Origin of the sequence: Sphingosinithalassobacter tenebrarum (genome assembly GCF_011057975.1) — a bacterium.
GTDB classification, from domain to species: Bacteria; Pseudomonadota; Alphaproteobacteria; order Sphingomonadales; family Sphingomonadaceae; genus Sphingomonas; species Sphingomonas tenebrarum.
Window position 1 is genome coordinate 2,607,557 of the sequence record NZ_CP049109.1, and the last position, 25,125, is coordinate 2,632,681.

The 25,125-nt window shown below is 65.5% G+C and carries 24 protein-coding genes; 11 read left to right on the forward strand and 13 right to left on the reverse strand.

The features are described 5' to 3' along the window. The first annotated feature begins 168 nt into the window (after window positions 1-168). Window positions 169-1,071, forward strand: a complete 903-nt coding sequence (gene fmt / locus G5C33_RS12930; RefSeq protein ID WP_165327596.1) for a methionyl-tRNA formyltransferase — start codon at window positions 169-171, stop codon at window positions 1,069-1,071. Further along, window positions 1,068-1,808, forward strand: a complete 741-nt coding sequence (gene truA, locus G5C33_RS12935) for a tRNA pseudouridine(38-40) synthase TruA (protein WP_165327597.1) — start codon at window positions 1,068-1,070, stop codon at window positions 1,806-1,808. The genes fmt and truA overlap by 4 nt, the downstream gene beginning before the upstream one ends. A gap of 6 nt (window positions 1,809-1,814) precedes the next feature. On the opposite strand, the gene G5C33_RS12940 is transcribed toward truA, so the two are convergent. The 4 genes from G5C33_RS12940 to G5C33_RS12955 form a co-directional block, all read right to left on the reverse strand. Beyond that, complete coding sequence (locus tag G5C33_RS12940) at window positions 1,815-1,994, reverse strand: hypothetical protein (protein ID WP_165327598.1); 180 nt, start codon at window positions 1,992-1,994, stop codon at window positions 1,815-1,817. A 65-nt stretch (window positions 1,995-2,059) separates the two neighbouring features. Beyond that, complete coding sequence (locus G5C33_RS12945) at window positions 2,060-3,169, reverse strand: aspartyl protease family protein (protein WP_165327599.1); 1,110 nt, start codon at window positions 3,167-3,169, stop codon at window positions 2,060-2,062. Between the two features lie 132 nt (window positions 3,170-3,301). Beyond that, window positions 3,302-4,012 carry a hypothetical protein gene (locus G5C33_RS12950; protein ID WP_165327600.1) on the reverse strand — a complete coding sequence of 237 codons (711 nt, stop codon included), beginning with the start codon at window positions 4,010-4,012 and terminating at the stop codon, window positions 3,302-3,304. Next, entirely contained in the window at window positions 4,009-5,499 is a 1,491-nt protein-coding gene (locus tag G5C33_RS12955; RefSeq protein WP_165327601.1) for a putative bifunctional diguanylate cyclase/phosphodiesterase, read from the reverse strand. Before G5C33_RS12955 ends, G5C33_RS12950 begins: the two co-directional genes overlap by 4 nt. Window positions 5,500-5,750: 251 nt before the next feature. Between G5C33_RS12955 and G5C33_RS12960 the strand changes: the two genes are divergently transcribed. After that, window positions 5,751-8,057: an ATP-dependent helicase gene (locus G5C33_RS12960; protein ID WP_165327602.1), complete on the forward strand. Its 2,307-nt coding sequence runs from the start codon at window positions 5,751-5,753 to the stop codon at window positions 8,055-8,057. 7 nt (window positions 8,058-8,064) lie between these two features. Here the strand turns inward: G5C33_RS12960 and G5C33_RS12965 are convergent, their stop codons facing one another. After that, window positions 8,065-9,123, reverse strand: coding sequence for a type I restriction endonuclease (locus G5C33_RS12965; protein WP_407698049.1), 1,059 nt, complete (start codon window positions 9,121-9,123; stop codon window positions 8,065-8,067). Window positions 9,124-9,324: 201 nt separating this feature from the next. On the opposite strand from G5C33_RS12965, the gene G5C33_RS12970 reads away from it, so the two are divergent. Both G5C33_RS12970 and G5C33_RS12975 read left to right on the forward strand, forming a co-directional pair. Next, window positions 9,325-10,671, forward strand: a complete 1,347-nt coding sequence (locus G5C33_RS12970; RefSeq protein ID WP_165327604.1) for a glycoside hydrolase family 27 protein — start codon at window positions 9,325-9,327, stop codon at window positions 10,669-10,671. Window positions 10,672-10,749: 78 nt separating this feature from the next. After that, a complete protein-coding gene (locus G5C33_RS12975) occupies window positions 10,750-11,532 on the forward strand; it encodes a MipA/OmpV family protein (RefSeq protein ID WP_165327605.1) in 783 nt (260 codons plus the stop codon). Between the two features lie 7 nt (window positions 11,533-11,539). Here G5C33_RS12975 and G5C33_RS12980 read toward each other — a convergent pair whose 3' ends face one another. From G5C33_RS12980 to G5C33_RS12990, 3 genes are all read right to left on the reverse strand, one after another. Further along, window positions 11,540-11,953 carry a hypothetical protein gene (locus G5C33_RS12980; RefSeq protein ID WP_165327606.1) on the reverse strand — a complete coding sequence of 138 codons (414 nt, stop codon included), beginning with the start codon at window positions 11,951-11,953 and terminating at the stop codon, window positions 11,540-11,542. Between the two features lie 72 nt (window positions 11,954-12,025). Continuing rightward, window positions 12,026-12,598, reverse strand: a complete 573-nt coding sequence (locus G5C33_RS12985) for a fasciclin domain-containing protein (RefSeq protein WP_165327607.1) — start codon at window positions 12,596-12,598, stop codon at window positions 12,026-12,028. A 40-nt stretch (window positions 12,599-12,638) separates the two neighbouring features. Continuing rightward, entirely contained in the window at window positions 12,639-13,634 is a 996-nt protein-coding gene (locus G5C33_RS12990; RefSeq protein WP_165327608.1) for a hypothetical protein, read from the reverse strand. Between the two features lie 173 nt (window positions 13,635-13,807). On the opposite strand from G5C33_RS12990, the gene G5C33_RS12995 reads away from it, so the two are divergent. Continuing rightward, entirely contained in the window at window positions 13,808-14,314 is a 507-nt protein-coding gene (locus tag G5C33_RS12995) for a hypothetical protein (protein ID WP_165327609.1), read from the forward strand. 34 nt (window positions 14,315-14,348) lie between these two features. Here the strand turns inward: G5C33_RS12995 and G5C33_RS13000 are convergent, their stop codons facing one another. Together G5C33_RS13000 and G5C33_RS13005 are read right to left on the reverse strand one after the other, a co-directional pair. Further along, window positions 14,349-14,807, reverse strand: coding sequence for a GNAT family N-acetyltransferase (locus G5C33_RS13000; RefSeq protein ID WP_165327610.1), 459 nt, complete (start codon window positions 14,805-14,807; stop codon window positions 14,349-14,351). After that, on the reverse strand, window positions 14,807-16,528 hold the full coding sequence (locus G5C33_RS13005) for a DUF885 domain-containing protein (protein WP_165327611.1): 1,722 nt from the start codon (window positions 16,526-16,528) through the stop codon (window positions 14,807-14,809). Before G5C33_RS13005 ends, G5C33_RS13000 begins: the two co-directional genes overlap by 1 nt. A gap of 135 nt (window positions 16,529-16,663) precedes the next feature. Between G5C33_RS13005 and G5C33_RS13010 the strand changes: the two genes are divergently transcribed. From G5C33_RS13010 to G5C33_RS13030, 5 genes are all read left to right on the forward strand, one after another. Next, window positions 16,664-17,989 (forward strand): MFS transporter, encoded by a 1,326-nt coding sequence (locus tag G5C33_RS13010; protein WP_165327612.1) that lies wholly within the window; start codon window positions 16,664-16,666, stop codon window positions 17,987-17,989. A gap of 80 nt (window positions 17,990-18,069) precedes the next feature. Then, window positions 18,070-18,465 (forward strand): hypothetical protein, encoded by a 396-nt coding sequence (locus G5C33_RS13015; protein WP_165327613.1) that lies wholly within the window; start codon window positions 18,070-18,072, stop codon window positions 18,463-18,465. Between the two features lie 68 nt (window positions 18,466-18,533). Beyond that, window positions 18,534-19,454, forward strand: a complete 921-nt coding sequence (gene cysK / locus G5C33_RS13020) for a cysteine synthase A (protein WP_165327614.1) — start codon at window positions 18,534-18,536, stop codon at window positions 19,452-19,454. 80 nt (window positions 19,455-19,534) lie between these two features. Further along, window positions 19,535-19,876, forward strand: coding sequence for a hypothetical protein (locus G5C33_RS13025; RefSeq protein WP_165327615.1), 342 nt, complete (start codon window positions 19,535-19,537; stop codon window positions 19,874-19,876). A 156-nt stretch (window positions 19,877-20,032) separates the two neighbouring features. After that, entirely contained in the window at window positions 20,033-21,346 is a 1,314-nt protein-coding gene (locus G5C33_RS13030; protein WP_165327616.1) for a cell wall hydrolase, read from the forward strand. A gap of 7 nt (window positions 21,347-21,353) precedes the next feature. On the opposite strand, the gene G5C33_RS13035 is transcribed toward G5C33_RS13030, so the two are convergent. Genes G5C33_RS13035 through G5C33_RS13045 form a run of 3 tightly spaced genes read right to left on the reverse strand, consistent with a single transcriptional unit; the run spans window position 21,354 to window position 25,120 of the window. Next, the gene (locus G5C33_RS13035; protein WP_165327617.1) at window positions 21,354-22,790 is read right to left on the reverse strand and encodes a PH domain-containing protein; all 1,437 of its coding nucleotides are present in this window, start codon (window positions 22,788-22,790) and stop codon (window positions 21,354-21,356) included. After that, window positions 22,784-23,257 carry a PH domain-containing protein gene (locus tag G5C33_RS13040; protein ID WP_206518559.1) on the reverse strand — a complete coding sequence of 158 codons (474 nt, stop codon included), beginning with the start codon at window positions 23,255-23,257 and terminating at the stop codon, window positions 22,784-22,786. The genes G5C33_RS13035 and G5C33_RS13040 overlap by 7 nt, the downstream gene beginning before the upstream one ends. Before the next feature lie 60 nt (window positions 23,258-23,317). Next, complete coding sequence (locus tag G5C33_RS13045; RefSeq protein ID WP_165327618.1) at window positions 23,318-25,120, reverse strand: acyl-CoA dehydrogenase C-terminal domain-containing protein; 1,803 nt, start codon at window positions 25,118-25,120, stop codon at window positions 23,318-23,320. Window positions 25,121-25,125 lie beyond the last annotated feature (5 nt).

Here is a 25,125-nt window from a genome sequence, read left to right on the forward strand (position 1 = left end):
TGGCCATGCAAGCCGGAGCAAACACCTCCGTTTGCACTGAGCTTGTCGAAGTGCCGCTCTTCCTTGGGCTCCGACGGACAAGAAAGGACTGCCCTTCGACAAGCTCAGGGCAAGCGGAATTCGGACACGGGGTTGCGATCCGTAACTTCCGGTGCATAGGGCACTCCCATGCGGATCATCTTCATGGGAACGCCCGATTTCGCGGTGCCGACGCTCGACGCGCTGATCGAGGCGGGACACGATGTCGTTGCTGCCTACAGCCAGCCGCCGCGGCGTGCGGGGCGCGGCAAGAGCCTGCGACCCTCGCCCGTCCATGCGCGTGCCGAGGCGCTGGGAATCGCGGTGCGTACGCCGGTCAGCCTCAAGGGCACCGACGAACAGGCAGCATTCGCGGCACTGAACGCCGATGTCGCGGTGGTCGCCGCCTATGGGCTGATCCTGCCGAAACCGATCCTTGCCGCGCCGCTTATGGGGTGCCTCAACGTCCACGGGTCGCTGCTGCCGCGCTGGCGCGGGGCGGCGCCGATCCAGCGCGCGATCCTGGCGGGCGACGAAGAGACGGGCGTCGGCATTATGGAGATGGAGGCCGGGCTCGATACCGGCCCGGTGCGGCTTGAGGGGCGCACGCCGATCGGGCGCAAGACCGCGGGCGAACTGACCGAAGAGATCGCCGCTATGGGCGCGCGGTTGATGGTGCAGGTGCTTGCCGATCCCGATGCCCATCCGCCGGTGCCGCAGCCCGAAAAAGGCGTCACCTATGCCGCCAAGATCGACAAGTCCGAAGCGCGGATCGATTTCACGCAGCCCGCCGATCAGGTCGAGCGCCAAATCCGCGCGTTCAATCCGGTGCCGGGCGCGTTTTTCGAATATGAAGGCGAGCGCTTCCGCATCCATGCCGCCGAAGTCACTGGCGACAGCGGCGCTCCGGGCACGGTGATCGACGATGCGTTCACCATCGCGTGCGGCAGCGGCGCGATCCGCCCCACGCTGGTCCAGCGCGCGGGCAAGGGCGCGATGGCGCCGGCCGACCTGTTGCGCGGCTTTGCCATTCCGGCGGGCACGCAGCTTTGACGCGGTTCGCGCTCACGATCGAATTTGACGGCCGCCCGTTCATGGGCTGGCAGCGGCAGGATCACGGGCCGAGCGTGCAGCAGGCACTGGAAGACGCCGCGCATGAAGTGACCGGAGAGGACGTGCTGTTCCACGCCGCCGGGCGCACCGATGCGGGCGTCCATGCGCAAGCGATGCGCGCGCATTGCGAAGTGGAAAAGGACTTCACGCCGTTCCGCCTGATGGAAGCCATCAACGCGCGCGTGCGTCCCAACCCCGTCGCGGTGCTCGATTGCGAAATGGTCCCCGACGACTGGCATGCACGCTTTTCGTGCGTCGGGCGCTCCTATGAATATCGCATCGTCAATCGCCGCGCGCCGTTGACGTTCGAGCAGGGCCTTGCCTGGCGCGTCATCCAGCCGCTCGACGAAGCCGCGATGCAGGAAGCGGCGAACCACCTGATCGGGCGGCATGATTTCACCACCTTCCGCTCGGCGCATTGCCAGGCCGACAGCCCGCTGCGCACGCTCGACCGGCTCGAGGTGCGGCGTGAGGACGAGCGAGTCTATGTCGTGGCCGAAGCGCGGTCGTTTCTCCACCATCAGGTTCGCTCGATGGTCGGCTGCCTCAAGCTGGTCGGCGAAGGCAAATGGTCGCCGCAGGACGTCGCCGATGCGCTGGCCGCGCGCGAGCGGCAGGCACTGGGGTTCAACGCGCCGCCCGACGGCCTCTATTTCACCGGCGCGAAATATCTCTGAGCGCAGTCAGTCGAAACAAGTGACGGTGCGGATCTCGACCACGTTTCCGCTGTCGTCCTTCACTTCCTCGCGGCCGGGTTCGCACGGCGCCTCCTGCGGGCCCTGACTGCGCCAGGCGACATAGGCGGCGGCAATCGCAAGCGCGAGGATGATGGCGATGCGCCATTTGCGCGCGGTGGGTTTCACGGGCGTGCTCCGACAGAGTGAAGCGCGTCAGGTGGCGCTTCCCGTTCGCGGTGGCAAGTCCCGCCTCAATCCAGATAGCGCGCGAGCGTGAAGCTCCGCGTGGTCGTCGTGCCGCCGCGCGTAACCTCCAGCGTGACTTCGGCGCCCTCCCGCTGATTGATGCGCGCGAGCATCTGGGGAAGCGTCATGCCCGGAAAGCGATCGCCCGCGGCGATGCCGGCGGCTTCGGCGGGGCTTCCCTTGCCGACCGCGACGGCGACAAGATCGTCGCCTTCGGCATCGACCCAAAGGCCCGACATGCCGTAATATTGCCGCTCGGCCCGATTGCCGTTGCGCCGCGCCCAGATGCGATTGCGCCGCACCTCCGTCGACCAGTCGAGCTGCTCCATAATTTCCAGACCGATGATGCCGTCGGCGTCACGGCCGCTGTCATTATCGTCGGGGTGGAAAAGCTGCACCAGCGGGCTGTCGAACCGGATACCATCCATTTCCAGGAACGGCGCGCGCACGGTACGCCCGAGATCGGCCTCTCCTCCCAGCCCGTGCATCTGCTGCGGCGTCCAGGGAATGTCGTCGTTCCACAAGCCGCTGCGCCCGACGGCATGCGCGAACAGCATCAGCGCGCGCGGCGCGCCGGTATCGAGCAGGAAACGCATCCGCGCCTGACCCAGCCAGGCATCGATATACATATATTGCGAACCGCCGCTGCGATCCGCATGTTCGATCTCGCCCGACAGCCGCGTGAAACCCGAACGGTCGCTGCGCCCGCGCGGATAGACACGGATTTCCCGGTCAACGAAATCGAGATCGCTGTCGAACGTCGTCAGCAGGCCCGCCGACATGGCGCCGCGCATGTCCTCGCCCAGGCTCAGATCCTCGCCGATGTCGACGAACAGCAGGTTGCGCTGACGCACGGCGCCGCCCAGGACCACTTCGGGCGCGCGATAGACGGTGTTCACGGTCCGCCCGCCAATGCCGCGCATCACCCCGCCGGTATGCACCGGCAGCCGCAGTTCCTGAGCCAGATCGTGGTCGATCAGGTTCACCGTCGCGCCGGTATCAAGGAGAAAAAGACAGGTTTCGCTGTCGCCGATGGTCAGCGGCAGGACGACGCGGCGCCCGATGATGCCGATCGGGATCATGATCGACTGATCCGGCACGGCAGCCGCCGCCATGCGCGGCGCGAGCGCTCCGAGGCCACCAATTGCAAGCATCGACCGCCGCGAGATCATCTTCCGTCTCCCCCGTTACTTCCTTCGTCAGGATGCGGGGGTGACTCGGATTTTACAACGAGAAAGGTCGCGCCGTCAGAAACTTGCCTGAAGGAACACGCGCGGCCCGGATGGCTGGCCCTCGCCCGATACCCGAAACATCCAGGCAAGGCCCAGCTCGATTTCGCTTTCCTCGGACGGTTCGATTTCGCCCGACAGCGACGGACCGATCCAGTGACTGCCTCGCGGGGCCAGTTCGGCGGGGCCGGACAAGCGCGCGAACTGCCCGGAAGCTTCCGCCCCGAACCAGAGCCCGTCGATCAGCGCGCGCTGCGCCGAAACGCCATAGGCCAGGCCGGTGCCGCGCTCGCCATCCTCGCGTTGGTGGCGGACGATCAGATTGCCCTGCAGCCACCAGCGCTCGCCGATGCTCTCGGCAATGAAGCGTCCGCCGAGTTCGGCAAGCTCGCCATCGGTGTCGAAGCCGATCTCGACCATCACGCCGGTCGCGAGCGCCACTTCTTCCGGGTCTGCCAAACGCAGCAGCGCCGTGAACCCAAATTCCTCGAACACCAGCCCGTCGCCCGGGCCTTCGAATTCCGCCTCGACCCCCAGCGCGACCTGTTCGGAAACACCCGCCTGCAATTCGAACACCTGCTCGCCCTCGCCACCCCATGCGCCGAAATATTCGGCCTGCACCTCGCCCGCGCCCGGCTCGAGCTGTTCGAGCTGCTCGACGCTCTGCGCAGCAGCGGGGGCAGCGGCGAACAGCGCCGCGAAGACAAGACCGCCAGCGAGACGCATCATCCGGTCTTTCGAATGCGCACCGGCTTGGCAGCGCTTTTGGCCAGCAGAAGTTCGAGCTGGTCGGCGGGTACCGGCATGCCGAACAGATATCCCTGCGCCTGTTCGCAACCCAATGCGCGCAACGCATCGGCGATCGCAGCCGATTCAACGCCCTCGGCCGTCACCGGCATGCCGAGCGCCTTGCCCAGCCCGGAAACAGCGCTGACGATCTTCTGGCTTTCCGCGGAATCCATCGAACGCACGAAACTGCTGTCGATCTTCAGGTGATTGAAGCGAAGCTGACGCAGATGCGACAGGCTGGAATAGCCCTTGCCGAAATCATCGAGGGCAATGCGGATGCCGGCATTCTGCAGCGATGCGAAAACCTCGGCCGCCTGGTCGACATCGTCGATGATGGCGTTTTCGGTGACCTCGACGATCAGCCGGCTCGGCGCGAAACCCGTTTCGGTCAGCACCGACAGCAGCCGCGATGCAAGCCATTCGTCCTTCAGCTGCAGCGGCGCGATATTGATCGACAAGGTAAGCCGCGGCGGCCAGTTGCGCGCGGCGATGCAGCTCTGGCGCAGGATGGTCTCGGTGAGCTGACCGATCAGCCCCATATCCTCGGCAACGGGGATGAATTCGTCCGGCGCGATCACGCCGCGTTCGGGATGTTGCCAGCGCGCCAGTGCCTCGAAACCCGCGATACGGGAGTCGCCAAGCGCCATCACCGGCTGAAAATAAGGCAGTATCGCCCCACCATCCAGCGCAGCGCGCAAATCGGTTTCCAGCTTCGCACGCTCGCGCAGCTTGGCGTCCATTTCGGCATGGAAGAAGCGGAAGCTGCCGCGCTTCTCGCGCTTGGCTTCGTACATGGCGACGTCGGCGCTGCGCAGCAGCGTTTCGACATCGGTGCCGTCCGCCGGGCACAGCGCGATACCGATTGTGGCGCCGACTTCCGCAGTCGCCCCGCAAACGTGGAACGGTTCGGACAGGCGCCGTTGCAGCGCGGAGGCCATGCGCGCCGGCGCTTCGCCATTCATCTGGCACGGCAGCACGCAGACAAATTCGTCACCGCCCAGCCGCGCGATCACCGACTGATCCCCCGCGACTTCGCGAAGCCGCTCGGCCACGCCGACCAGCACCGCATCGCCCGCTTCATGGCCGTACAGGTCATTGACCGGCTTGAACTGGTCGAGGTCGATCACGAACACGGCGCATTCGCAACCGCGATGCGCCGCGTGGTGCAGCATTTCCTCAAGCTCTTCGCCCAGCACACGACGATTGGCGAGCCCGGTCAGGGGATCGTGGCGCGCCAGCTCCATAGCGCGCGCCTCGGCCTCCTCGCGTCGGGCGATTTCGCGGCGGGCGTCGATCGTTCGACGCGTGGCGATGATCAGCCCCGAATTCCCCATCAGCATGAGCAGGACGAAGATCTCGTCCAATTCCCAGGCTTCGTGCGAAGCCGCGAATTCCGCGAAACCATCGAACGCGTCGAACCACGACATTAGCAAAAACAACGGAACCCCGATCGCGATAATCGCGATCAGTTCACCCCGTCGAACCATTTTCGTCATGCCGACATAGCGATCCAAGGCTACTCTCCAACAAGCGCCCCCCAGCAATCGCGATCGTTCACCCTAGGCCGGATTCGATAACCGATGGTTAAACGATCGTGCAGGTACGGCACCCGCTCATTATAGAGGCTTAATGGGCAAGCGGGTTGCGAGTGCACGCGCCGTTCTCTACCTGTTCGCGTATGTCGCAAGCGTCTCCTCCCGCCGATCCGCCCTATCTCCAGGGGCTGAACGAACCCCAGCGCGATGCCGTGCTGACCACCGAGGGGCCGGTGCTGGTGCTCGCGGGCGCGGGGACGGGGAAGACGGCGGCGCTCACCCGGCGGCTGGCGCACCTGTTATGGACGCGCAAGGCATATCCCAGCGAAATCCTGTCGGTGACCTTCACCAACAAGGCCGCGCGCGAAATGCGCGAGCGCGTCGGGCAGCTGGTCGGCGACGTGGTCGAGGGGATGCCGTGGCTCGGCACCTTCCACGCGATCGGCGCGAAGATGCTGCGCCGCCATGCCGAGCTGGTCGGGCTGCACAGCAACTTCACCATCCTCGACACCGACGATCAGTTACGCCTGCTGAAACAGCTTATCCAGGCCGAGGAACTGGACGAGAAACGCTGGCCCGCGCGGCAATTGGGCGGGCTGATCGACAGCTGGAAGAACAAGGGGCTGACGCCCGACATGCTCGATGCCGGCGACAATGAAAGCTACGCCAATGGCCGCGGGCAGCATATGTACGCGCTGTATCAGGAGCGGCTGAAGGCGCTCAACGCCTGCGATTTCGGCGATTTGCTGCTCCACATGCTCACCATATTGCGCACGCATCGCGAGGTGCTGGAGCAATATCAGCAGCGCTTCCGCTACATCATGGTCGACGAGTATCAGGATACGAACAGCGTCCAGTATCTCTGGCTGCGCCTACTTGCGCAGGAGCGCAAGAATATCTGCTGTGTCGGCGACGATGATCAGTCGATCTACAGCTGGCGCGGCGCGCAGGTGGAGAATATCCTCAAGTTCGAAAAGGATTTTCCCGGTGCCAAGGTGATCCGGCTCGAACAGAATTACCGATCGACGCCGCATATCCTGGGCGCGGCATCGGGCGTGATCGCGCAGAATAGCGGGCGGCTGGGCAAGACTTTGTGGACCGAGCTCGACGCGGGCGAGAAAGTGCGCGTGATCGGCGTGTGGGACGGGCCGGAGGAGGCACGCCGCGTCGGCGACGAGATCGAGCGCGGGCAGCGCGACGGCAAATCGCTCGACGATTTCGCGATCCTCGTGCGCGCGCAGCATCAGACCCGCGAATTCGAGGATCGGTTCATCGCGATCGGCCTGCCCTATCGCATCGTCGGCGGCTTCCGCTTCTACGAGCGCGCCGAAATCCGCGATGCGCTCGCCTATCTGCGCGTGGTGGCGCAGCCGGCGGACGATCTGGCGTTCGAGCGGATCGTCAACACTCCCAAGCGCGGCCTCGGCGACAAAGCGGTGGCGAAGGTGCATCAGCTTGCCCGGCGCGAGGGGGTACCGCTCACCACCGCGGCGGCGCGCATTCTCGATACCGACGAACTGACGCCGCAGGCGCGGCGGTCGCTCGGCAATCTCGCCGGCGATTTCGCGCGCTGGCGGGCGATGGGCGAGGAATTGCCGCATCCCGAACTGGCGCGGCAGATCCTCGACGAAAGCGGCTATACCGCGATGTGGCAGGCGGATCGCTCGGCCGAGGCGGCGGGGCGGCTGGAAAACCTAAACGAACTCGTCCGGGCGATGGAGGAATATGAAACGCTCGGCGCGTTCCTCGAACATGTCAGCCTGGTCATGGACAATGATGCCAACGCCGAAGAGGCGAAGGTGACGATCATGACGATCCACGCCGCCAAGGGGCTGGAATTCGACACCGCATTTCTGGTCGGGTGGGAAGAAGGCGTCTTCCCCAGCCAGCGCGCGCTGGACGAAGGCGGTCAGGCGAGCCTCGAGGAGGAACGCCGCCTCGCCTATGTCGCGATCACGCGCGCGCGGCGAGTGGCGGTGATCCTGCACGCGGCGAACCGGCGCATCTACGGCCAGTGGACGAGCAGCATCCCCAGCCGCTTCGTCGGCGAACTGCCCGGCGAACATCACGAGGCGGAAACGACGATGAGCGGCGGCGAAAGCCTGTGGCGCGCCAACTGGAGCGAGCGCAGCGATCCCTTCGCCGATGTGTCACGCGGCACCGGGCGCGGCCCGGGCTGGCAACGCGCGGCGGGCGTCGACTTGAAGAACCCCGGCGGCGGCTACACCAAACGCAGCTTCAACCGCGAACCCGCGCGCGTGCTCGAAAGCAAAGCCAGCGCGGTAAGCTTCGGCGCCAAGCCGCGCGAGGATTTGTCGCTGGGCCAGCGCGTCTTCCACCAGAAATTCGGATACGGCACGATCGCGGAGATCGAAGGCAACAAGCTCGAGATCGATTTCGAACAGGCCGGGCGGAAGCGGGTTATGGATAGCTTTGTGAGTTTGGGGTGAGCCTCCGTCAGCCATCAAGCTCAGCTACACGTTCCAAAATCTGCTTTTCGAACTTGTAGATATCGACAGGCCCTGAAACCGACTGCCGCGTTTCGTCCTTGCCCACAAATGTGCCGAGATAACGCGAAGTGGGACTGTTGAAATGCATCCGGGCAATCGTCTTGCGGTTGTTATCATCAAGAAGGACCGCGCAGTAGGACTGCGCATCGCGGATCACCACCCTGTTAGGATCAGTAACGCGGGCCGCGATGGCACGGATGATATTGAAACCGGCAATCTCGTCCTCGGTCGTGACGATCCCGCCTATATCGGCCTCGCCCGCTGCCACATCTTCCGGTGCATTCGAGGCGCTCAACGCCGACGTCAGGCGTTCGTTCACCCGATCCCGAATCAGGCTTGCGATTGAAGCTACAATCAGGCTCTCGAACTGCGATTTGACCGCAGCGGTGATCCTGCCGCCTTCGTGGACCCGACCCGCAATCAATCGGACAAACTCCTCGGAAGGTTCCTGAAATTCCTTCTGGAGTTCCTTGTAGACCAAGGTCTGGAGCTTCAGATTGCCCGCTTCCTGCACGATCTTCTCGATATCGAAGCCAGCTTTGGTGAAGCTCTCCAACGTCCGAAAATCGGTCTTGCGCAAGGCGTCGATCTGAAGCGTGAAGAAGGGACGTTCATCCATCTTGTTCGGCGTGTCGATGTCCGAGAAGAACTTGTACACAATTCCGTTCGTCAGGATCGCGATGCGCGCATCCGTCACGGAGAAATAACGAAAGAGCTGCGAGGCGTGGGCAATGTCGAGCTCGACATTTGCCGGTTTGCATTCCACCAATATCGCTACGCCGCCGGAATGGCATACCGCATAGTCGACTTTCTCTCCTCTCTTGGTTCCAACGTCACAAGTGAACTCGGGAACCACCTCCGAGGGGTTGAAGACGTTGTAACCAAGCGCCTGCAGAAAAGGCATGACAAGAGCGTTCTTCGCCGCTTCTTCGGTAAGCAGCACTTCTCGATGCTCGCGCGCTACCTGAGCAACCTCACTGAGCTTTGTTTCCAGTTCCAAGCTCACCTCCCCACGTTATCTTTCGATACACTATTGCGATTTGACCGTTACGCAAGAGGAATAGCACGGACAACTTCTGGGCCATTGAGACCTCACCCTGTCACGCCGGAGAGATAGACATCGGCAAGCTGCCTCAGGCACACCTCGCCTTGCTCACCCTTGCATGATAGCGCTACCTTAACGGTTATAATTGTGAGGGGACCTTCCATGCACCGCCGCGATTTTCTAGCCACCACCGCGCTCGGTATCGGCGCCGCCACCGCGCCCTCGGCGCTCGCGAAGCAAAGCGCCGCGCCGGAACTGCTCGCCCCTACCCCGCCGATGGGCTGGAACAGCTGGAACAGCTTTGCGACGACGATCACGCAGGATCAGGCGCTGGAGACGGCGACGATCATGGCGGAGAAGCTGCTGCCTGCGGGCTATGACGTCTTCACCATCGACATCCAGTGGTATGAGCCCGAAGCATCGAGCTATACCTATAACAGCGCGCCGAAGCCCGAGATGGACGGTTATGGCCGACTGCTCCCCGCGCCCAATCGCTTTCCGTCCTCGGCGGGCGGCAAGGGATTCGCGCCGATCGCCGAACAGGTGCATGCGCTGGGGCTGAAGTTCGGCATCCACTTGATGCGCGGCATTCCGCGGCTGGCGGTCGAGCGCGACTTGCCGGTGCTCGGCACACGCTACACCGCGCGCGATATTGCCGACACCTCCAGCATCTGTCCGTGGAACCCGGACATGTACGGCGTCGACATGCGCAAGCCCGGCGCGCAGGCCTATTATGACAGCGTCTTCGCGCTCTACGCCTCCTGGGGCGTCGATTTCGTCAAGATGGACGATATGAGCCGCCCCTATGACGCGCATGCGCCCGAGATCGAGGCGGCGCATCACGCCATCGCCGCGACCGGGCGGCCGATCGCGCTCAGCCTGTCGCCCGGCGAAACGCCGGTGCCGCGCGCCGATCATGTCGCGCGCTATGCCCAGATGTGGCGGATCAGCGACGATTTCTGGGATAGCTGGGACCTGCTCGCGGCGCAGTTCACGCGGCTGGAAAACTGGAACGCGCATCGCCGGCCGGGCGGCTGGCCCGATGCCGACATGCTGCCGCTCGGCCGGCTCGCGCTCGGCGATCGCGACACCAACTTCACGCCCGACGAACAGCGCACGGTGATGACGCTGTGGTCGATCGCGCGTTCGCCGCTGATCATGGGCGGCGACCTGCGCTATCTGGACGCCGCCACGCTGGCGCTGCTCACCAACCGCGAAGTGCTGGCGGTCAATCAGGCGAGCACCGACAATCGCCCGCATTTCATCGCCGACGGCATGCGGCTGTGGACCGCGCGCGCTGCGGACGGGCGGGACCGCTATCTGGCGCTTTTCAACCTGACCGACGAAGCGCAGACCATCGGCGCGCGGTTCGACCTGATCGGGCTGCCGCAAGGCTGGCGTGCGCGCGACCTGTGGCGCGGCGCGGATGTCGGCGCGTTCGGCGATCGGTTCGAACAACGAATCGCCGCGCATGGTGCCGGCCTCTATCGCCTGACACGGGCAGGCTGAATGCCGTCAATGCCATATGCCGCAGCGGAACGTTTCGGGCATCGAACGGGTTGAGTGCGCAAAGGAGACCGCACCATCATGCATCGTACCCTCGCCGCCGGAATCGCGGCCGCAACCCTGCTCGCCCCGTTGCCCGCGCTGGCGCAGGACACCCCTTCGCGGACCCGTGTCGGGATCGGTCCGCAGGTCACGCCGAGCTTCCCGGGATCGGACGATGTCAGCTTCAGCCCGATGTTCGAGTTTTCCCGCGCCCGGGGCAGCGAAATCTTCGATTTCGAAGCGCCCGACGAAAGCATCGGCATGCCGATCCTGCGCAGCGGGCCGTTCGAAATCGGCCCCGCCTTCAACTTTCAGGGCGCGCGCGGCAAGCATGAGGCGGGCGTCGAACTGACCAAGGTCGATTTCACCGTCGAGCTGGGCGGCTTCGCCAATCTGTGGGTTGTCGACAATGTCCGGCTTCGCGCGGAGGCACGCTATGGCGTCAACGGGCATGAAGGACTGATCGGCACGCTGAGCGGCGACTATGTCGCGCGTGACGGCGACCAGTGGCTGTTTTCGATCGGGCCGCGCGTGACCTTTGCCGGCAATGGCTATGAAAGCGCCTATTTCGATGTGACGCCGGGCGACGCAATCACTTCCGGCCTGCCGGTCTATGACGCCGATGGCGGGCTGCATTCGGCGGGCGCCGCGGCGGCCTATCTGCAAAAGATCGACCGGCGCTGGAGCGTCTATGGCTATGTCAAATATGATCGGCTGCTGGGCGACGGAAAAGATTCCCCGATCGTGACGCAGCTGGGATCGCGCGACCAGTTTTCGGGCGGCATCGCGCTGTTCTACACCTTCGGCGCGGCGCGCGACTGACGCACGCTCACCGCACGCCGCGAAGGATGCCCCCGTTGCGCCGCGGCACGCAGGGACGCCCGTTCACCGGCGCATCGAACGCACCATAGGGCGTGGAAACAAAGCCGCCGGAGGGCGTGCGGGTGGACAGCCACCCCGCCCCCATATTGGCATGGCCGGGACATGGCCGGATCGCCTGATACGGGCCGCGCGCGGGCGCCGCATAGCTGGCGGAATCGCGCGCACGATTGCGCTGATAGCGGCGGATCTGCGCGCGCTTGCGTTCAAGGCAGGTCTGGCTGAGCCCGCGATATTCGCCGTTACGATAGACTTCGCATTGGGCATAGTCGCCGCGGCTCAGAGTTTGCGCCCCGGCAGGCTCGGCGAACAGGAGCCCGGCTCCGGTCAGCGCCAGCGCCGCAATGATGGTTTGCGCGTGCATCGTAGCTCCCCTTGGTTTCCGCCACCCGTTACGGATGTGGAATCAAGGCGCTGAACCGACGATGAACTCGCGTCAGCGCGCGCCGCTTCCGCTCTCCCCGGCATTGCGCAGCAGGCCGTCGATCGGATGGACCGCACCGTTGCGCGCCACTTCGGTTCCCGGCAGCAGCCGCGCACGAGCGCCGTCGCGCGTGGTCACGACGATCCCGTCGCGGTCGTCGCGGAAGGTGAGGATAGTATCGTCCATCGTCGTCATTTCCACTTCGCCGCCATTGACTTCGATGGCGTTGACGATGTCGCGATCGGTGAGCAGCCCGGGCACGATATGACCGCGCAGCAGCGATGCCGCCAGCGCGCCCGACTGCGCAGCGTCGCCGCCGAGCGCATCGCCGGCCTCGCCCAGCGCGGCATAGGCATCGTCCAGCGGCGCGAAGATCGTATAGGGGCCGATCCCGTCGAGCGCCTGCTGCAGCCCCGCGGTGCGCACCAGCGCGCCGGTGCGATCGAGGCGGTCGGTCGCTTCAAGCGCCGCCGCGACGGTGCGGTCGCTGGGCGCCAGCGCCTCGGTCCGTCCGGCTTCTTCGGCATTTCCGCATGCCGCCAGTGCCAGGGCAAAGGCCAGCCCCGGCGCGAATGTCGCACGCATCGCGCAACTCTCCTTGTTGTTTTTCCCGCGCCGCATCGCTTCAGCCCAGCAACTCGATTGCCGCCTGAACCAGCCGCGTCGTCGGGTCGATCCGATAGACGTAACCGTCCGAATACCGGTACCAGGACCGGTCGGTGTCCCGATAGCGGTCGCGATAGGCATTGGGGACATTGTAGACACCGTAGCCGGCCGGCATCGGCGATCCGATCTTCCATTCGTCGCCCGTCAGCAACGCCGCAACCGATTGGATCATCTGCCTTTTCGGATCGACGCCGTAAATCACGCCATTGGCGTAGCGATAGGATTCCACATCCGAATAGCCATAGTAATCGGCATGATAGGCGGGAACGGGATCGCCGGCATAGCCGCCCGGCCAGCTCCGCCCTTTCGCCAGCGCGCCGCCCAGAAGCGGCAGCCAGGACATGACCGCGCCGTCCGCCGGGTTGAGCCGATAGAGATAGCCGCCGGCATGGCGATATTGCGATCTGTCGTTACCCGTAGGCGATCGCCACCACCCGTCATACCAGCGGCGCTGGGCAATCAGCCGCCGCGCCTCCCCAGGCGGAAGGCATGGCTCGGCCCGCTTCGCCAGACCGGGAGGACAGCCGTCGATCAGGCCGACCGACCGTACCGGCAAATGCTCTATGTCGCGCGGATGCCGGATATGCGAGGTTCGGCCGGCGGTCGCTGTGCGCCCGAAGTCACGCGCGCGTGCGCGCTGTGCGGCATCGCCTCCCGCGCCGTTTCGTCCGCCCGGTGCGATATCGGCGGCGGCGCGGCGGGCTTGACGTTCGAGAGCCCCGCGCGCGACCAGCTGCGGCCCTCCGCGATTTTCCGCGCGTTCGGGACGCCCTGTCTCCCGCTCCCGCTGCGCAGGACGCCGGGAGCGAGCATCGCCCTTGCCCGCATGCCCGCGCGGTTCGGCGCGCCGATCGTCCCGCAACCCGGGACCATTTTCGCCGCGATGCGATTGGGCGCCGGCGGATCCGGCGAACAGGATGAGCGCAGTCGCCGACACGGCAAGGGTGGTACGCATGTTACTCTCCGAAGCATTGCTTCATGGAACGGCGAAGGACCGTGCGGGTTCCTGCACATTGGCTGATCCGTCGGTCTCGACAAGCCGGGGGCGATAGCCCTAAGCTTGGCGCTTCCGGCCGTTTCCGGGCGGGCTTCGCAGGATCGGGCAGCCAAAACGCAGGGGGTATGAAGATGGGGATTTTGTCGCGTATCAAGGCACTGTTCGGAGGCAGCAAGAAGAGCGCGCCACCGCCTCCCGCCGCGCCCGCCGCCCCGGCTCCGGCGGCCGCTCCGCCGCCCCCGCCGGCGCCCGCCCCCGCGCCCAAGCCGGAACCCAGCGAACCGGTAAAGGCTGGCGCGACCAAGGCAACCGCACCCAAGACTGCCGCCAGCAAGGCTCCGGCGAAGCCCAAGCCGGCGTCGGCGCAAGCTCCGGTGAAGGCCGGTGCGACCAAGGCGGCGCCCAAACCGGCCGAAAAGCCCAAGGCCGAGCCCGCCAAGAAGGCTGCCGCCAAGCCCAAGGCAGCGGCGAAACCCAAAGCGGCGCCCGCCAAGGAAAAGGCCGCACCGGCGCCCGCCAAGGCGCCGGCCACCGACAAGCGCACCCGCGCGGAACTCTATGAGGAAGCCAAGAAGCGCGACATTCCCGGACGCTCGTCGATGACGCGCGACCAGCTGATCGAAGCGCTTTCGAAATAAGGGCCCGCGGGCGGCGTTCATCGCCGCCCCCACCCTATCCGGCCGGAATGTCCGCCGCGCCGCCGATCCGCTTTTTGAGGAAATAGCGGCGACTGCCCACGGGATGGTCCTCGATCGTCCCGTAGAGCTCGAAACCGAGCTTCTCGTAAAATCCGCGCGCCTGAAATTCGAAGGTGTCGAGCCGGATGCCGACACAACCGTCGGCACGTGCAATCGCCTCCGCGCGCGCCATCAGCCGCGCGCCGATCCCCTGCCCGCGCGCACTCTCGGGCACGACGAGCAATTCGACGAACAGCCAGTCATAGCCGATGGTACCCCACAGGCCGCCCCGGTCGCTGTTATCGGCATCGCGCAGCAGGATCGCCACCGGGCGAAAGCCGCCATCCCCTGCACGCGCGACATTATAGGCGCGCAGCGGTGCCAGCACCGCCTCGCGATGCCGCGCGTCTGGCGCTTCCGGCTCGTGCAGCCGGAAGCCGCCGCCCTGCGCCATCAGAATACCGCGCGCGGGCTCGGATCGCCCATCATCGCCTGGCGCACCAGCGGGATCGGCGGGCCGCCATAGCTCAGGAACTGATCGTGGAACGCCTTCCACGCCTTGCGCCCGCCATTTCGGGCGGTCCAGTCGGCGCGCAGCTTGCGGATCATCAGCTTGCCCATCGTATAGTTGAGGAACGCCGGGTCGTAGGTACCGCGCGCCGCCTGCTGCCGCGCATTGCCTTCGTCGATATAGCATTGCTGCTGGAACATCTGCTGCGCCTCGGCCTGGGTCATGCCCTGCGCATGCAGGCCGATCGCGGCGAGGAAGCGGCAATTGCGCAGCAACGCATTGGAAAGCTGGCCGATATGCGTTGCGGGGTCGCCCTCGCGCAGCCCGGCCTCCCACATCATTTCCTCGCTGTAATGCGCCCAGCCTTCGGCGAAGGCATAGCCTACGAAAATCTGCCCCAGCACCGATTGCGAACGATTGGCGTGGAGGAACTGGAGGAAATGCCCCGGCATGATTTCATGCACGGTGGTGAACAGCAGATCGGGCTCGGCCGGGATATAGGCGCGTTGCACCTCGGCCGGCCAGCTCGGATCGGGCGGCGAGATATAGTAGATGGACGGCAGCCCCTTATCGAAGGGTCCGGGAATATCGATATAGGCCGAATTCTGCCGATTGTACGGCGGTGATTCGCGCACCTGCGCTTCTTCTGTGCCGGGGATCGAAACGAGGTCGTGCTCGATCACGAATTGCCGCAGCTCGGGTATCTGCCCCTGTGCGGCTTCGACCACGCCGCCCTCGGGCTTTTCGGCGGACATTTTGGCGACACATTCGGCGATCGTCGCGTCCGGCGCGAATTTGGCGCATTCGGCGGCGAGCGCATCCTGGTTGCGCTTCAAATCGGCCAGTCCGACCTTGACCAGCGCATCGATCGAGATGTCGACGCCCTCAGTCTGCTTCAGCATCCGCTGAAAACGCTCGGGCCCCAGTGCGAAATCCTGCGCCGCCTTGTCGCGCTGACCGGCAAGCCAGTCGCGCAGGTCGCGCATCGCGCGCGCAGCCGGAGCGGCCGCGGCATCATAGGCTCGCTGCAGATCGGCATCGGCGACATCGGCGAACGCCGCCTTGCCGTCGCCGACATAATAATCGGCAAAGCCGCCAAAGGCCGCCACGCCATAGTCGATGAAGCTCGCCGGCAGCGGCTGCTGCAGATTGGCCCGGACCGCGGCGGCGGCGGCGGGAACATTCTCGAGATAGACGACCATCGCCCGCATGCGCGTCGCCGGGTCGGCATATTCGCGCGCGACATAGACGTTGGGATCGAAGCTGCCGACATACCAGGCGGGGTTCTTGTGCGGCTGGTCGGCATCCTCGAGCCAGAACAGCGCCCCTTCCGCCACCTTCACCAGATAGTCGCGCTCGAACCGGTCGTGGATGTCGAGCCCGGTAAAGCCGCGCGCCTGCCGGATCGTTTCCTTCAGGAAGCTGCCGCGCCGCTTGAGGCCTTCGCTGCTCCAGTCGGGCAGGCGGCCGTCATATTCGTGCCGCCCCTGATAGACGGCGAAAGCGGGATCGAGTTCGAACCAGCGTTCGATCGTGTCGTCGCGAAACTGCGACCAATTGCCCGCCTGCAGCGCCGACTGATTGCCGGTTATCGGGTTGTCTGCCGCCGGAGAACATCCTGCCATCGCCAATATCCCCAGAATGAGCGGCAAGCGTATCCGCATTCTCGTTTGTCTCCAGTTCCGAACCCGCCATCACAATGGCAATTCGCGGCGCAGATTGCCAGTCCCACCCGGCTTTCGACGCCAGCGAAAATCCTTCATTGCCGATCGGGCTCGCGCGCGACTAAGGCGGACAGAATGCCCAGCCATCCGCTTTCCGTCCATAACTTCCGCGTTTACTGGATCGCCCGCTTCTGCGCCACGCTGGCGCAGATGGCGATGGTGATCGTCATCGGCTGGCAGGTCTACGACCTTGCCCGCGAAACGATGGGGATCAAGGAAGCCTCGTTCCAGCTCGGTCTGATCGGCGTCGCGCAGTTCCTGCCGCTGCTCGCGCTGTCGCTCTTCGCCGGCTGGGTCGCCGATCATCTCGATCGGCGCTGGATCGCGCGCGCGTCGGTCGCGCTCGAAGCGGGGTGCGCGATCACCCTCGCCTGGCTGACCTGGACCGACACCATCTCGCTGCCCGCATTGTTCGGCATCGCCGCGCTGCTCGGCGTCGCGCGTGCCTTTGCCGGGCCCGCCCTGCAGGCGCTGGCCCCCAATCTCGTCCCGCCCGCGCTGCTCCCTACCGCGATCGCGCTGAGCTCGGTCTCCTGGCAGGTCGGCGTCGTGATCGGTCCGGCGCTGGGAGGCTATCTCTATGCCGGTGCCGACTGGCTCCCCTACACCGTTTCGGGCGGACTGTTCCTGACATCGCTGCTGATGCTGATGCTGATCACTCCGGTGGCGCGATCGGCGGTGCGCAAGGCGCGCAATCCCTGGCTGCAGATGATCGAAGGGCTACACTATGTCCGCCGCAACCGGCTGGTGCTCGGCGCGATCTCGCTCGATCTGTTCGCGGTGCTGCTGGGCGGCGCGACGGCGATGCTGCCGGTCTATGCCCGCGACATCCTTCAGATCGGCGCCGACGGCCTCGGCCATTTGCGCGCCGCCCCGGCGATCGGCGCCGTGGTGACCGCCGCCCTGTTTTCCTGGCGGCCGCTGCGCACCGAAGTTGGGCGTAAGATGCTGTGGGCAGTCGCGGGCTTCGGGCTCGCCACGGTCGTCTTCGGGTTCGCGGGCCCGATCATGACCGGCATGATGGGCGACGATGCCGTCGGCAGCGACTGGTCGCCGGCGGTGCTGCTTTCGCTTGTCGCGCTGTTCGCGCTCGGCGCGTTCGACATGGTGTCGGTCTATGTCCGCCAGTCGCTGATCCAGATTTACACCCCGGACGACATGCGCGGGCGCGTGGGCGCGGTATCGACGCTGTTCATTTCCGGCTCGAACGAACTGGGCGAAGCCGAATCGGGCTTTCTCGCCGCATTGATCGGACCCGTGGCGGCAGTGGTCGGCGGCGGGATCGGCGCAATTCTCGTGACCGGCCTCTGGGCCAAAATCTTCCCTGAACTGATCCACGCGCGCACTTTCGATCCGCCGGATTCGCGCGGGGACGACGATTCAACCGCGAAATCCGGTTGAATATTCAACGCCCTGCAGCCTTTACCGAAACTTTGCTTTCGCTGGCGTAACATTGTCCCAACAGCGGCGGGGGACAGGAAATGCGCGAGCCGCGCGCCACACAGGATCACAGCGACCCGGTTCGCGGACACTCGCCGCATCTGGCGGTTCGTCGCGGCTCGCGCCTGCTCTCGGCGGCGGTGGCCACGGCGATCTTCCTGTGGCTGACGACCAGCATCACGGGCGCCGCGCGCGGACCCGGACTGCTGCTTGCCACCTGCTATCTGGTCGCGCTGTTCCTGCTGCTCGCCGCGCGCGACATGAACCGCGACACGCTCCCGGCGCCATCGATCGCGTCGGCCTTTGCCGAAGGGGCGGTGTGGCATGCGCTGTGCGGCGCCTTTCTGATATTTCTGGGGCCGCTCGTCTTTCTCGGCTTCGTGATCGCCGGGGGTGCGGGAACCGCGGCCTATCGCTGGCTCAACGCCCCGCGCTGAGCGATCAAGCCTTGCGCAAGCGGGCAGCTCGCCCCAAGTCGCTTCTCCTGAGATAATCGGAGGAAGCGATGAAGGCCCAGACGATCCTCGAAACGATCGGCAATACCCCGCATATCCGCATGCAGCGGCTGTTCCCGGATGCCGAAGTATGGATCAAGTCCGAACGGAGCAATCCCGGCGGATCGATCAAGGACCGCATCGCACTCGCCATGATCGAGGCGGCGGAGAAATCGGGCGACCTCAAGCCCGGCGGCACGATTGTCGAGCCGACCAGCGGCAATACCGGCGTCGGACTGGCAATGGTCGCGGCGGTGAAGGGATACAAGCTGATCCTCGTCATGCCCGAAAGCATGTCGATCGAGCGGCGGCGGCTGATGCTCGCCTATGGCGCCAGCTTCGACCTCACGCCGCGCGAAAAGGGCATGAAGGGCGCGATCGAACGCGCGGCTGAGATCGTTTCCGAAACACCCGGCGCATGGATGCCGCAGCAGTTCGAGAATCCGGCCAATGTCGACGTGCACGTCCGCACCACCGCGCAGGAAATCCTCAACGACTTCGCCGACAGCCCGCCCGATGTGGTGATTACCGGCGTGGGCACCGGCGGCCATATCACCGGGGTTGCGGAAACGCTCAAGAAAAGCTGGCCGGACCTCAAGGTCTATGCGGTGGAGCCCGCAGCCTCGCCGGTCATTTCGGGCGGTCAGCCCGGCCCGCACCCGATTCAGGGCATCGGCGCCGGTTTCGTCCCCGCCAATCTCCACACCAATGCGATCGACGGCGCGATCCAGGTCGATGCCGAAGTCGCCAAGGACATGGCCCGCCGCGCCGCGCGCGAGGAAGGCATGCTGGTGGGAATCAGCTCGGGCGCGACTCTGGCGGCGATTCTCCAGAAGCTGCCCGATCTGCCCGCCGGTTCGCGCGTCCTGGGGTTCAATTATGATACAGGTGAGCGCTATCTATCTGTTTCTGAGTTCCTTCCTGAGGCGTGAAACGATTCGACGTTAACCGGGGATTCAGGTTAGGCTGCACGAGTCGGGGATAAATCGCTAGAGACTTCCGGGGGGAACTCGTGCGCAATGCCATGATTTGCGTCAGCATTATGCTGGCGGTGTTTTTGGGTTGGCCGCTGGCCTTTGGCGGCAATGGGGAAGCGGGCTATGGTCCGCAGCTGGCGAAGCCGGATTCGGCGGCGGCCGCTCAGGTGCAGCCGACCGAATCGCCAACGGCGGCCGTGGCCGACACCAAGGGCGAACCGGAAGCCGCTTCGCACCAGGGCCCGCCGGAAAGCTGTTACAACCACTATCAGCGCGCAGTGCGGCTTTGCCCCGCGAATCGGGGCGCCGGCTGTCGGCTGAAGGCGGCGGACGACTGGGATCTGTGCGAAGCCCGGGGGATTTGGCCCGAGGACTGAGACGCTCGGGTCCGAATGGCTCAACTTTGCGTCGATTGACCGCGCGGCGACTTGCGCTTGTTCGCGCGCGCACTAGGTGCTGCGCACGATGATTCATCCTTGCGCCCGAAGTGGCCCCGACGGGCCCCTGCCCGCCGTCCTGCGGGCGCGCTGAGAATGCGCGCAGTGCATCACAGCCTGCACGGCGTTTCGCCGCGGATGCGCATGCTGCTGGCGACGGTCGGCTGCGTGGCGATCGCGCTGCCTTCAATCGTCGTGGCCACGGTGCCGCGTGCCGTGCCGATCCCGCCCGAAGCGGTCGAGGCGGTCCAGCCCGCGCGCATCGTACCCAAGGAAGAGCTGCCGCCGGTCGAGCCCGTCGATTTCGTCAAGGTCGAACCGGAAAGCGCGCGCGCGATCAATGCCGCGGTTCCGTTCTCTGACCTGCCCAACCCCGCCGCGCGCGCTTTTCGCGTATCCGGCGCGGCCGCCGACCAGGCGCGCGCCGTCGATTGCCTTGCCGCCGCCGTCTATTACGAAGCGGGCGACGATCGCGAAGGGCAGCAGGCAGTCGCGCAGGTCGTGCTCAACCGCGTGCGGCATCCCGCTTTCCCCAACACCGTCTGCGGCGTGGTATTTCAGGGATCGGAACGCAGTACCGGCTGCCAGTTCACCTTCACCTGCGACGGGGCAATGGCACGCCGCCCGGCCGAGGCGGCGTGGCGGCGCGCCCGCGAAACCGCCCGCGGCGCCCTGAACGGCGACGTCTATGCCGAAGTCGGCCACGCCACGCACTATCACACCGACTGGGTCGTGCCCTATTGGAGCTCGAGCCTTGAGAAGATCACCGAGGTGCACGGCCACCTCTTCTTCCGTTGGACGGGATGGTGGGGCACGCCGCGCGCCTTCTCGCGCGCCTATGCCGGTGCCGAACCGCTCGAGCCGCTGCTTGCCGCGCTTTCCGGCGATCATGGCGAAGCACCCGAAGCATCGGGAGAAAAGGCCGCCGAAATCGCGCCCGACGCCTTGCCCAAGCCGACCGCGAGCGATCCCGACAGCTTCCTCGTAACGCTCGACCCGGGCATGGACGCCGCTGAGTTTCCCGCACTGGCGATTCGCGTGTGCGGCGATCGCAAGCGCTGCAAGTTCATGGGCTGGATGCCGGAGGACAGTACGCCCAACCGGCTGCCGCTGGCATCCGACCAGGTCGCGACGATGGCGTTCAGCTATCTGCGCATGGGCGGACAGAGCTACAGCAAGGCATTGTGGAACTGCGATCGGTTCGATCGGCCGAGTCCGCTGCAATGCATGCGCCCGCAGCCGCTGGCGAGCCCACGGCAGGAATCGTCGATCACCATTCCGCCCCGCCCCGCCCCGAGTGCCGCGCCCGAGGGCCCGGCAGGCCTTGCCGGTGTGCGGCGCGCGCCCACCGCTCGGCCCGAACCGGTGGTTCCCGCCCTGCCCGCCAACGGCAGCGCCGCACGCGAATAGCGAAGCTTCAGATCCGGGCGATCAGCGCGCGTGCGACGTCGCCCGCCTCCGCGACTGGAAGGTCATGGATGTCGGGGCGATCGCGCCCCGTCTCCCCGGCGGTGGAAATCAGCACCGTGGCAACCCCGAACAGCCGCTGCAGCAGCGTCCGGTGCAGCGTCACCATCTGGATCCGGTCATAGGGCAGCACCCATTGGCGCCGGGTGAGCACGCCGCGCCGGACCTGCAGGCTATCCTCACGCAGCGCATAGCCGTGATACCGCCGCTGCAGCAGCGCCGCGCCGACAATGAAGGGAATCGCAGCCAGCACCGGCCAGGCAGGGGGCAGCCAGATCACCAGCCCGATCAGCAACGCGGTAGGCAGCAGCCCCTGTTTCAGGAACGCGCGCGGCACATGCGCTGCGGCCACGCGCCGCAGGCCGACCGATTCGAAGTTCGGCAGATGCGCAACCGCCATCAGCTCGGCGATCGCGGGATCGCGGACGAACGGCGCGATCCGGTGGCGCCCGCCGGGATCGTCGCTGCCGCCCAGCGTCTGCACCGACAGGTCCGCATAGCCGAGCATTCCGCGCAGCCATATGCGACGCACAAGCCCCATCTGGATGCGCGGAATGGAAAGGATACTCTCGCCGCGACTGAGCAACCCGGTCACGCGCCGCAACCGGCCCTTGTGCAGCGTCAGGCGAAAGTCGAAATCGCGCAGGATCGTCCTGATCATTCCCGACAACAGGCCAAGCAGGACCAGCAGCAGCGGCAGAAACAGCAGCTGGCTGGTGGAAAAGTCCGCGCGATGCAGTTCGAGCCAGTCGAACAGGTCGCCAACGTCATAGCCAGTGAAATCGTCGAGAAACTGCAACAGGCCGAACGCCGCCGCGACCCAGAAAAGCGAAAAGCTGAGCAGGCCCGAGAGCAGCAATTGCCCGAAGCCGAGCCGGTAGAGCAAAGTCTCGCGTTCCGCCTCCGTCGGCGCAGCGACCGCGCCCGAGTCAGGCTGCGCCTCGCCGCGCACCACGACACGCAGCCGCCGCGCCTCATCGAGCGAAACCATGTCGAGCAGCGCCTCGTCCGCCCCGCCCCCGCCGGTTTCCATGCGGACACGGGCGAGATTGAACATTCGCTGCACCAGATTCTGCTCGATGCCGATATCCTGAATGCGCTGCAGCGGGATCGCGCGGCGGTGGCGGCTGAGCAGGCCGCTGTCGATCACCAGTTCCTCGTCGGTCAGGCGATAGGTGGTGCGCAACCAGCCGAGCCAGTGCAGGAACAGCATCAGCGCCGCGCCGATGCCCAGCGCGGCGACGACCACCAGCCCGCCCCGGCTCCACAGCGCCGCAACGATCGCGACCGCCGCCGGGATGTTGGACCGTGCGCCGGTGATCAGCGAAAAGAAGGGCGTGATCGGGTGGAGCCGGCGGACTTCGCCTTCCGCTTCGTCGCCTACCACGGTTCGCCCGTGATGCGGGGGCGGATATCATCGCGCATCGCTTCGGCCTCCTCATAGCGCAGGCCGGGCAGCACGACGCTGCTGCCTGCGGTATGGATCACCAGGGTGGCGATGCCGAACCAGCGTTCGAACAGGCTGCGGGTGATGTCGATATGCTGAACGCGGGCGATCGGCACGATGCTGTGCACACGCTCGAACCAGCCGTGGCCCACATGCAGCTCGCGCCCGGTATAGGCATAGCCGAGACGCTTCCAGCGGCGGTGGGCGGCGATGAAGATCGACCAGAGGCCGATCACCAGCACCGGCCCGGCAATCACGCCGAGCGGCCAGCCCCATTCACGATGTGCGAAATAATCGCCGAGCGCAGCGGCGGCGACATAGAAGACCGTCCGCCGCAGCGCCTGAAGCCGCAAGACGTGCAGATATCCCCGATCGACGGGCTCGAGCGGAACGGGATCGAGTACCACGCTCCGCTTAGGCCATAGCGGGCGCGCTTTCTCAAGTGAAAGCGCGCCCGTCGGTGGCGATCAGGCGGCTTCGAACGCTTCGGGTTCGAGCGCCATGATGCTGTCGCTGCCGGCTTCGACCTGCGCGCGCAGCGAAGCAGTGCGCGGCAGGATGCGGTCGGCATAATAGCGCGCCGTCACAAGCTTGGTTTCGAGGAATTTGGTATCGGCACCATCCTCGCCCAGCGAACCTTGCGCGGCAGTCGCCATGCGCAACCACATCAGGCCGATCGCGACGACGCCGGTCATTTCCATAAACGGATAGGCGGCGGCGCCCGCGTCGTTCGGATTCTTCATCCCGTTTGCGGCGAGCCACATCGTCGAAGCCTGCATGTCGCCAAGCGCCTTTTCCAGCTTGCCGGCGAATTCGGCCAGCTTCTCGTCCTTCTTGGCTTCGGCGATTTCACCGGCGACCTGTTTGAAGAAGGCCTGGACCGCGCGGCCGCCCTTGCGGGCGAGCTTGCGGCCGACCAGGTCCATCGCCTGCACGCCGTTGGTGCCTTCATAGATCATCGCGATACGGGCATCGCGGACATATTGCTCCATGCCCCATTCGGCGATGTAGCCGTGCCCGCCATAAACCTGCTGGCAATCGGTCGCGACCTTGTAGCCGAGATCAGTGCCGTAGCCCTTGATTACGGGCGTGAGCAGCCCGACCAGATCGTCGGCGAGCTCGCGCGCTTCCTCATCGCCCGCATCGTGCGAGAGATCGACCTGAAGCCCGCCCCACAGACAGAGCGCACGCAGCCCTTCGATCTGCGCCTTGGATTCCATCAGCATGCGCCGCACATCGGGATGGACGAACAGCGTATCGGCCTTTTCCTCCGGGTCCTTCGGCCCGGTCAGCGCACGGCCCTGACGGCGGTCATTGGCGTACTGAACGGCATTCTGGAACGCGACTTCGGCGATGCCGAGGCCCTGAAGCCCGACGCCGAGGCGCGCGGCGTTCATCATCACGAACATCGCGGCGAGACCCTTCATTTCCTCGCCGACCAACCAGCCCTTGGCGCCGTCATAGTTAAGGACGCAGGTGGCATTGCCGTGAATGCCCATCTTGTGCTCGATCGATCCGCACGACACACCGTTGCGCTCGCCGATCGAACCATCGTCGTTGACCAGGAACTTGGGCACGACGAACAGCGAAATGCCCTTCGAGCTGTCGGGCGCGCCCGGCGTCTTCGCCAGCACGAGGTGGATGATGTTGTCGGCCATGTCATGCTCGCCGGCCGAGATGAAAATCTTGGTGCCGGTGATTTCATAGCTGCCGTCGGCCTGTGGCTCGGCCTTGGTCTTGATGAGCCCGAGATCGGTGCCGCATTGCGGTTCGGTGAGGTTCATCGTGCCGGTCCATTCGCCCGACACCATCTTGGGGAGATATTTCTCCTTCAGTTCCTGCGACCCGTGCGCGAGCAGCGCGGCGACTGCGCCCTTGGTCAGCCCCGGATACATGGCGAAGGCCATGTTGGCGCTGATCAGATATTCCTCAAACGCGGTCGAAACGATGTGCGGCATGTTCTGCCCGCCGAATTCCTCGGGCGCGCCGAGCGTCATCCAGCCGCCCTCAACGAACGCCTTATAGGCCTCCTTGAAGCCCTCGGGCGTGGTCACACTGCCATCGTCGTTGCGCTTGCAGCCCTGCTGGTCGCCGCTCTGGTTCAGCGGGAAAAGCTGTTCGGCCACGAACTTGCCGCCTTCATCGAGCACGGCGTTGACGATTTCGGGCGATGCCGTGGCGAACGCCGGCAGCTCGGCATAGCGATCGAGCCCGATCACCTTTTCGATGATGAAGCGGGTGTCGCGAACGGGGGCGGTATAACGGGGCATCGTGC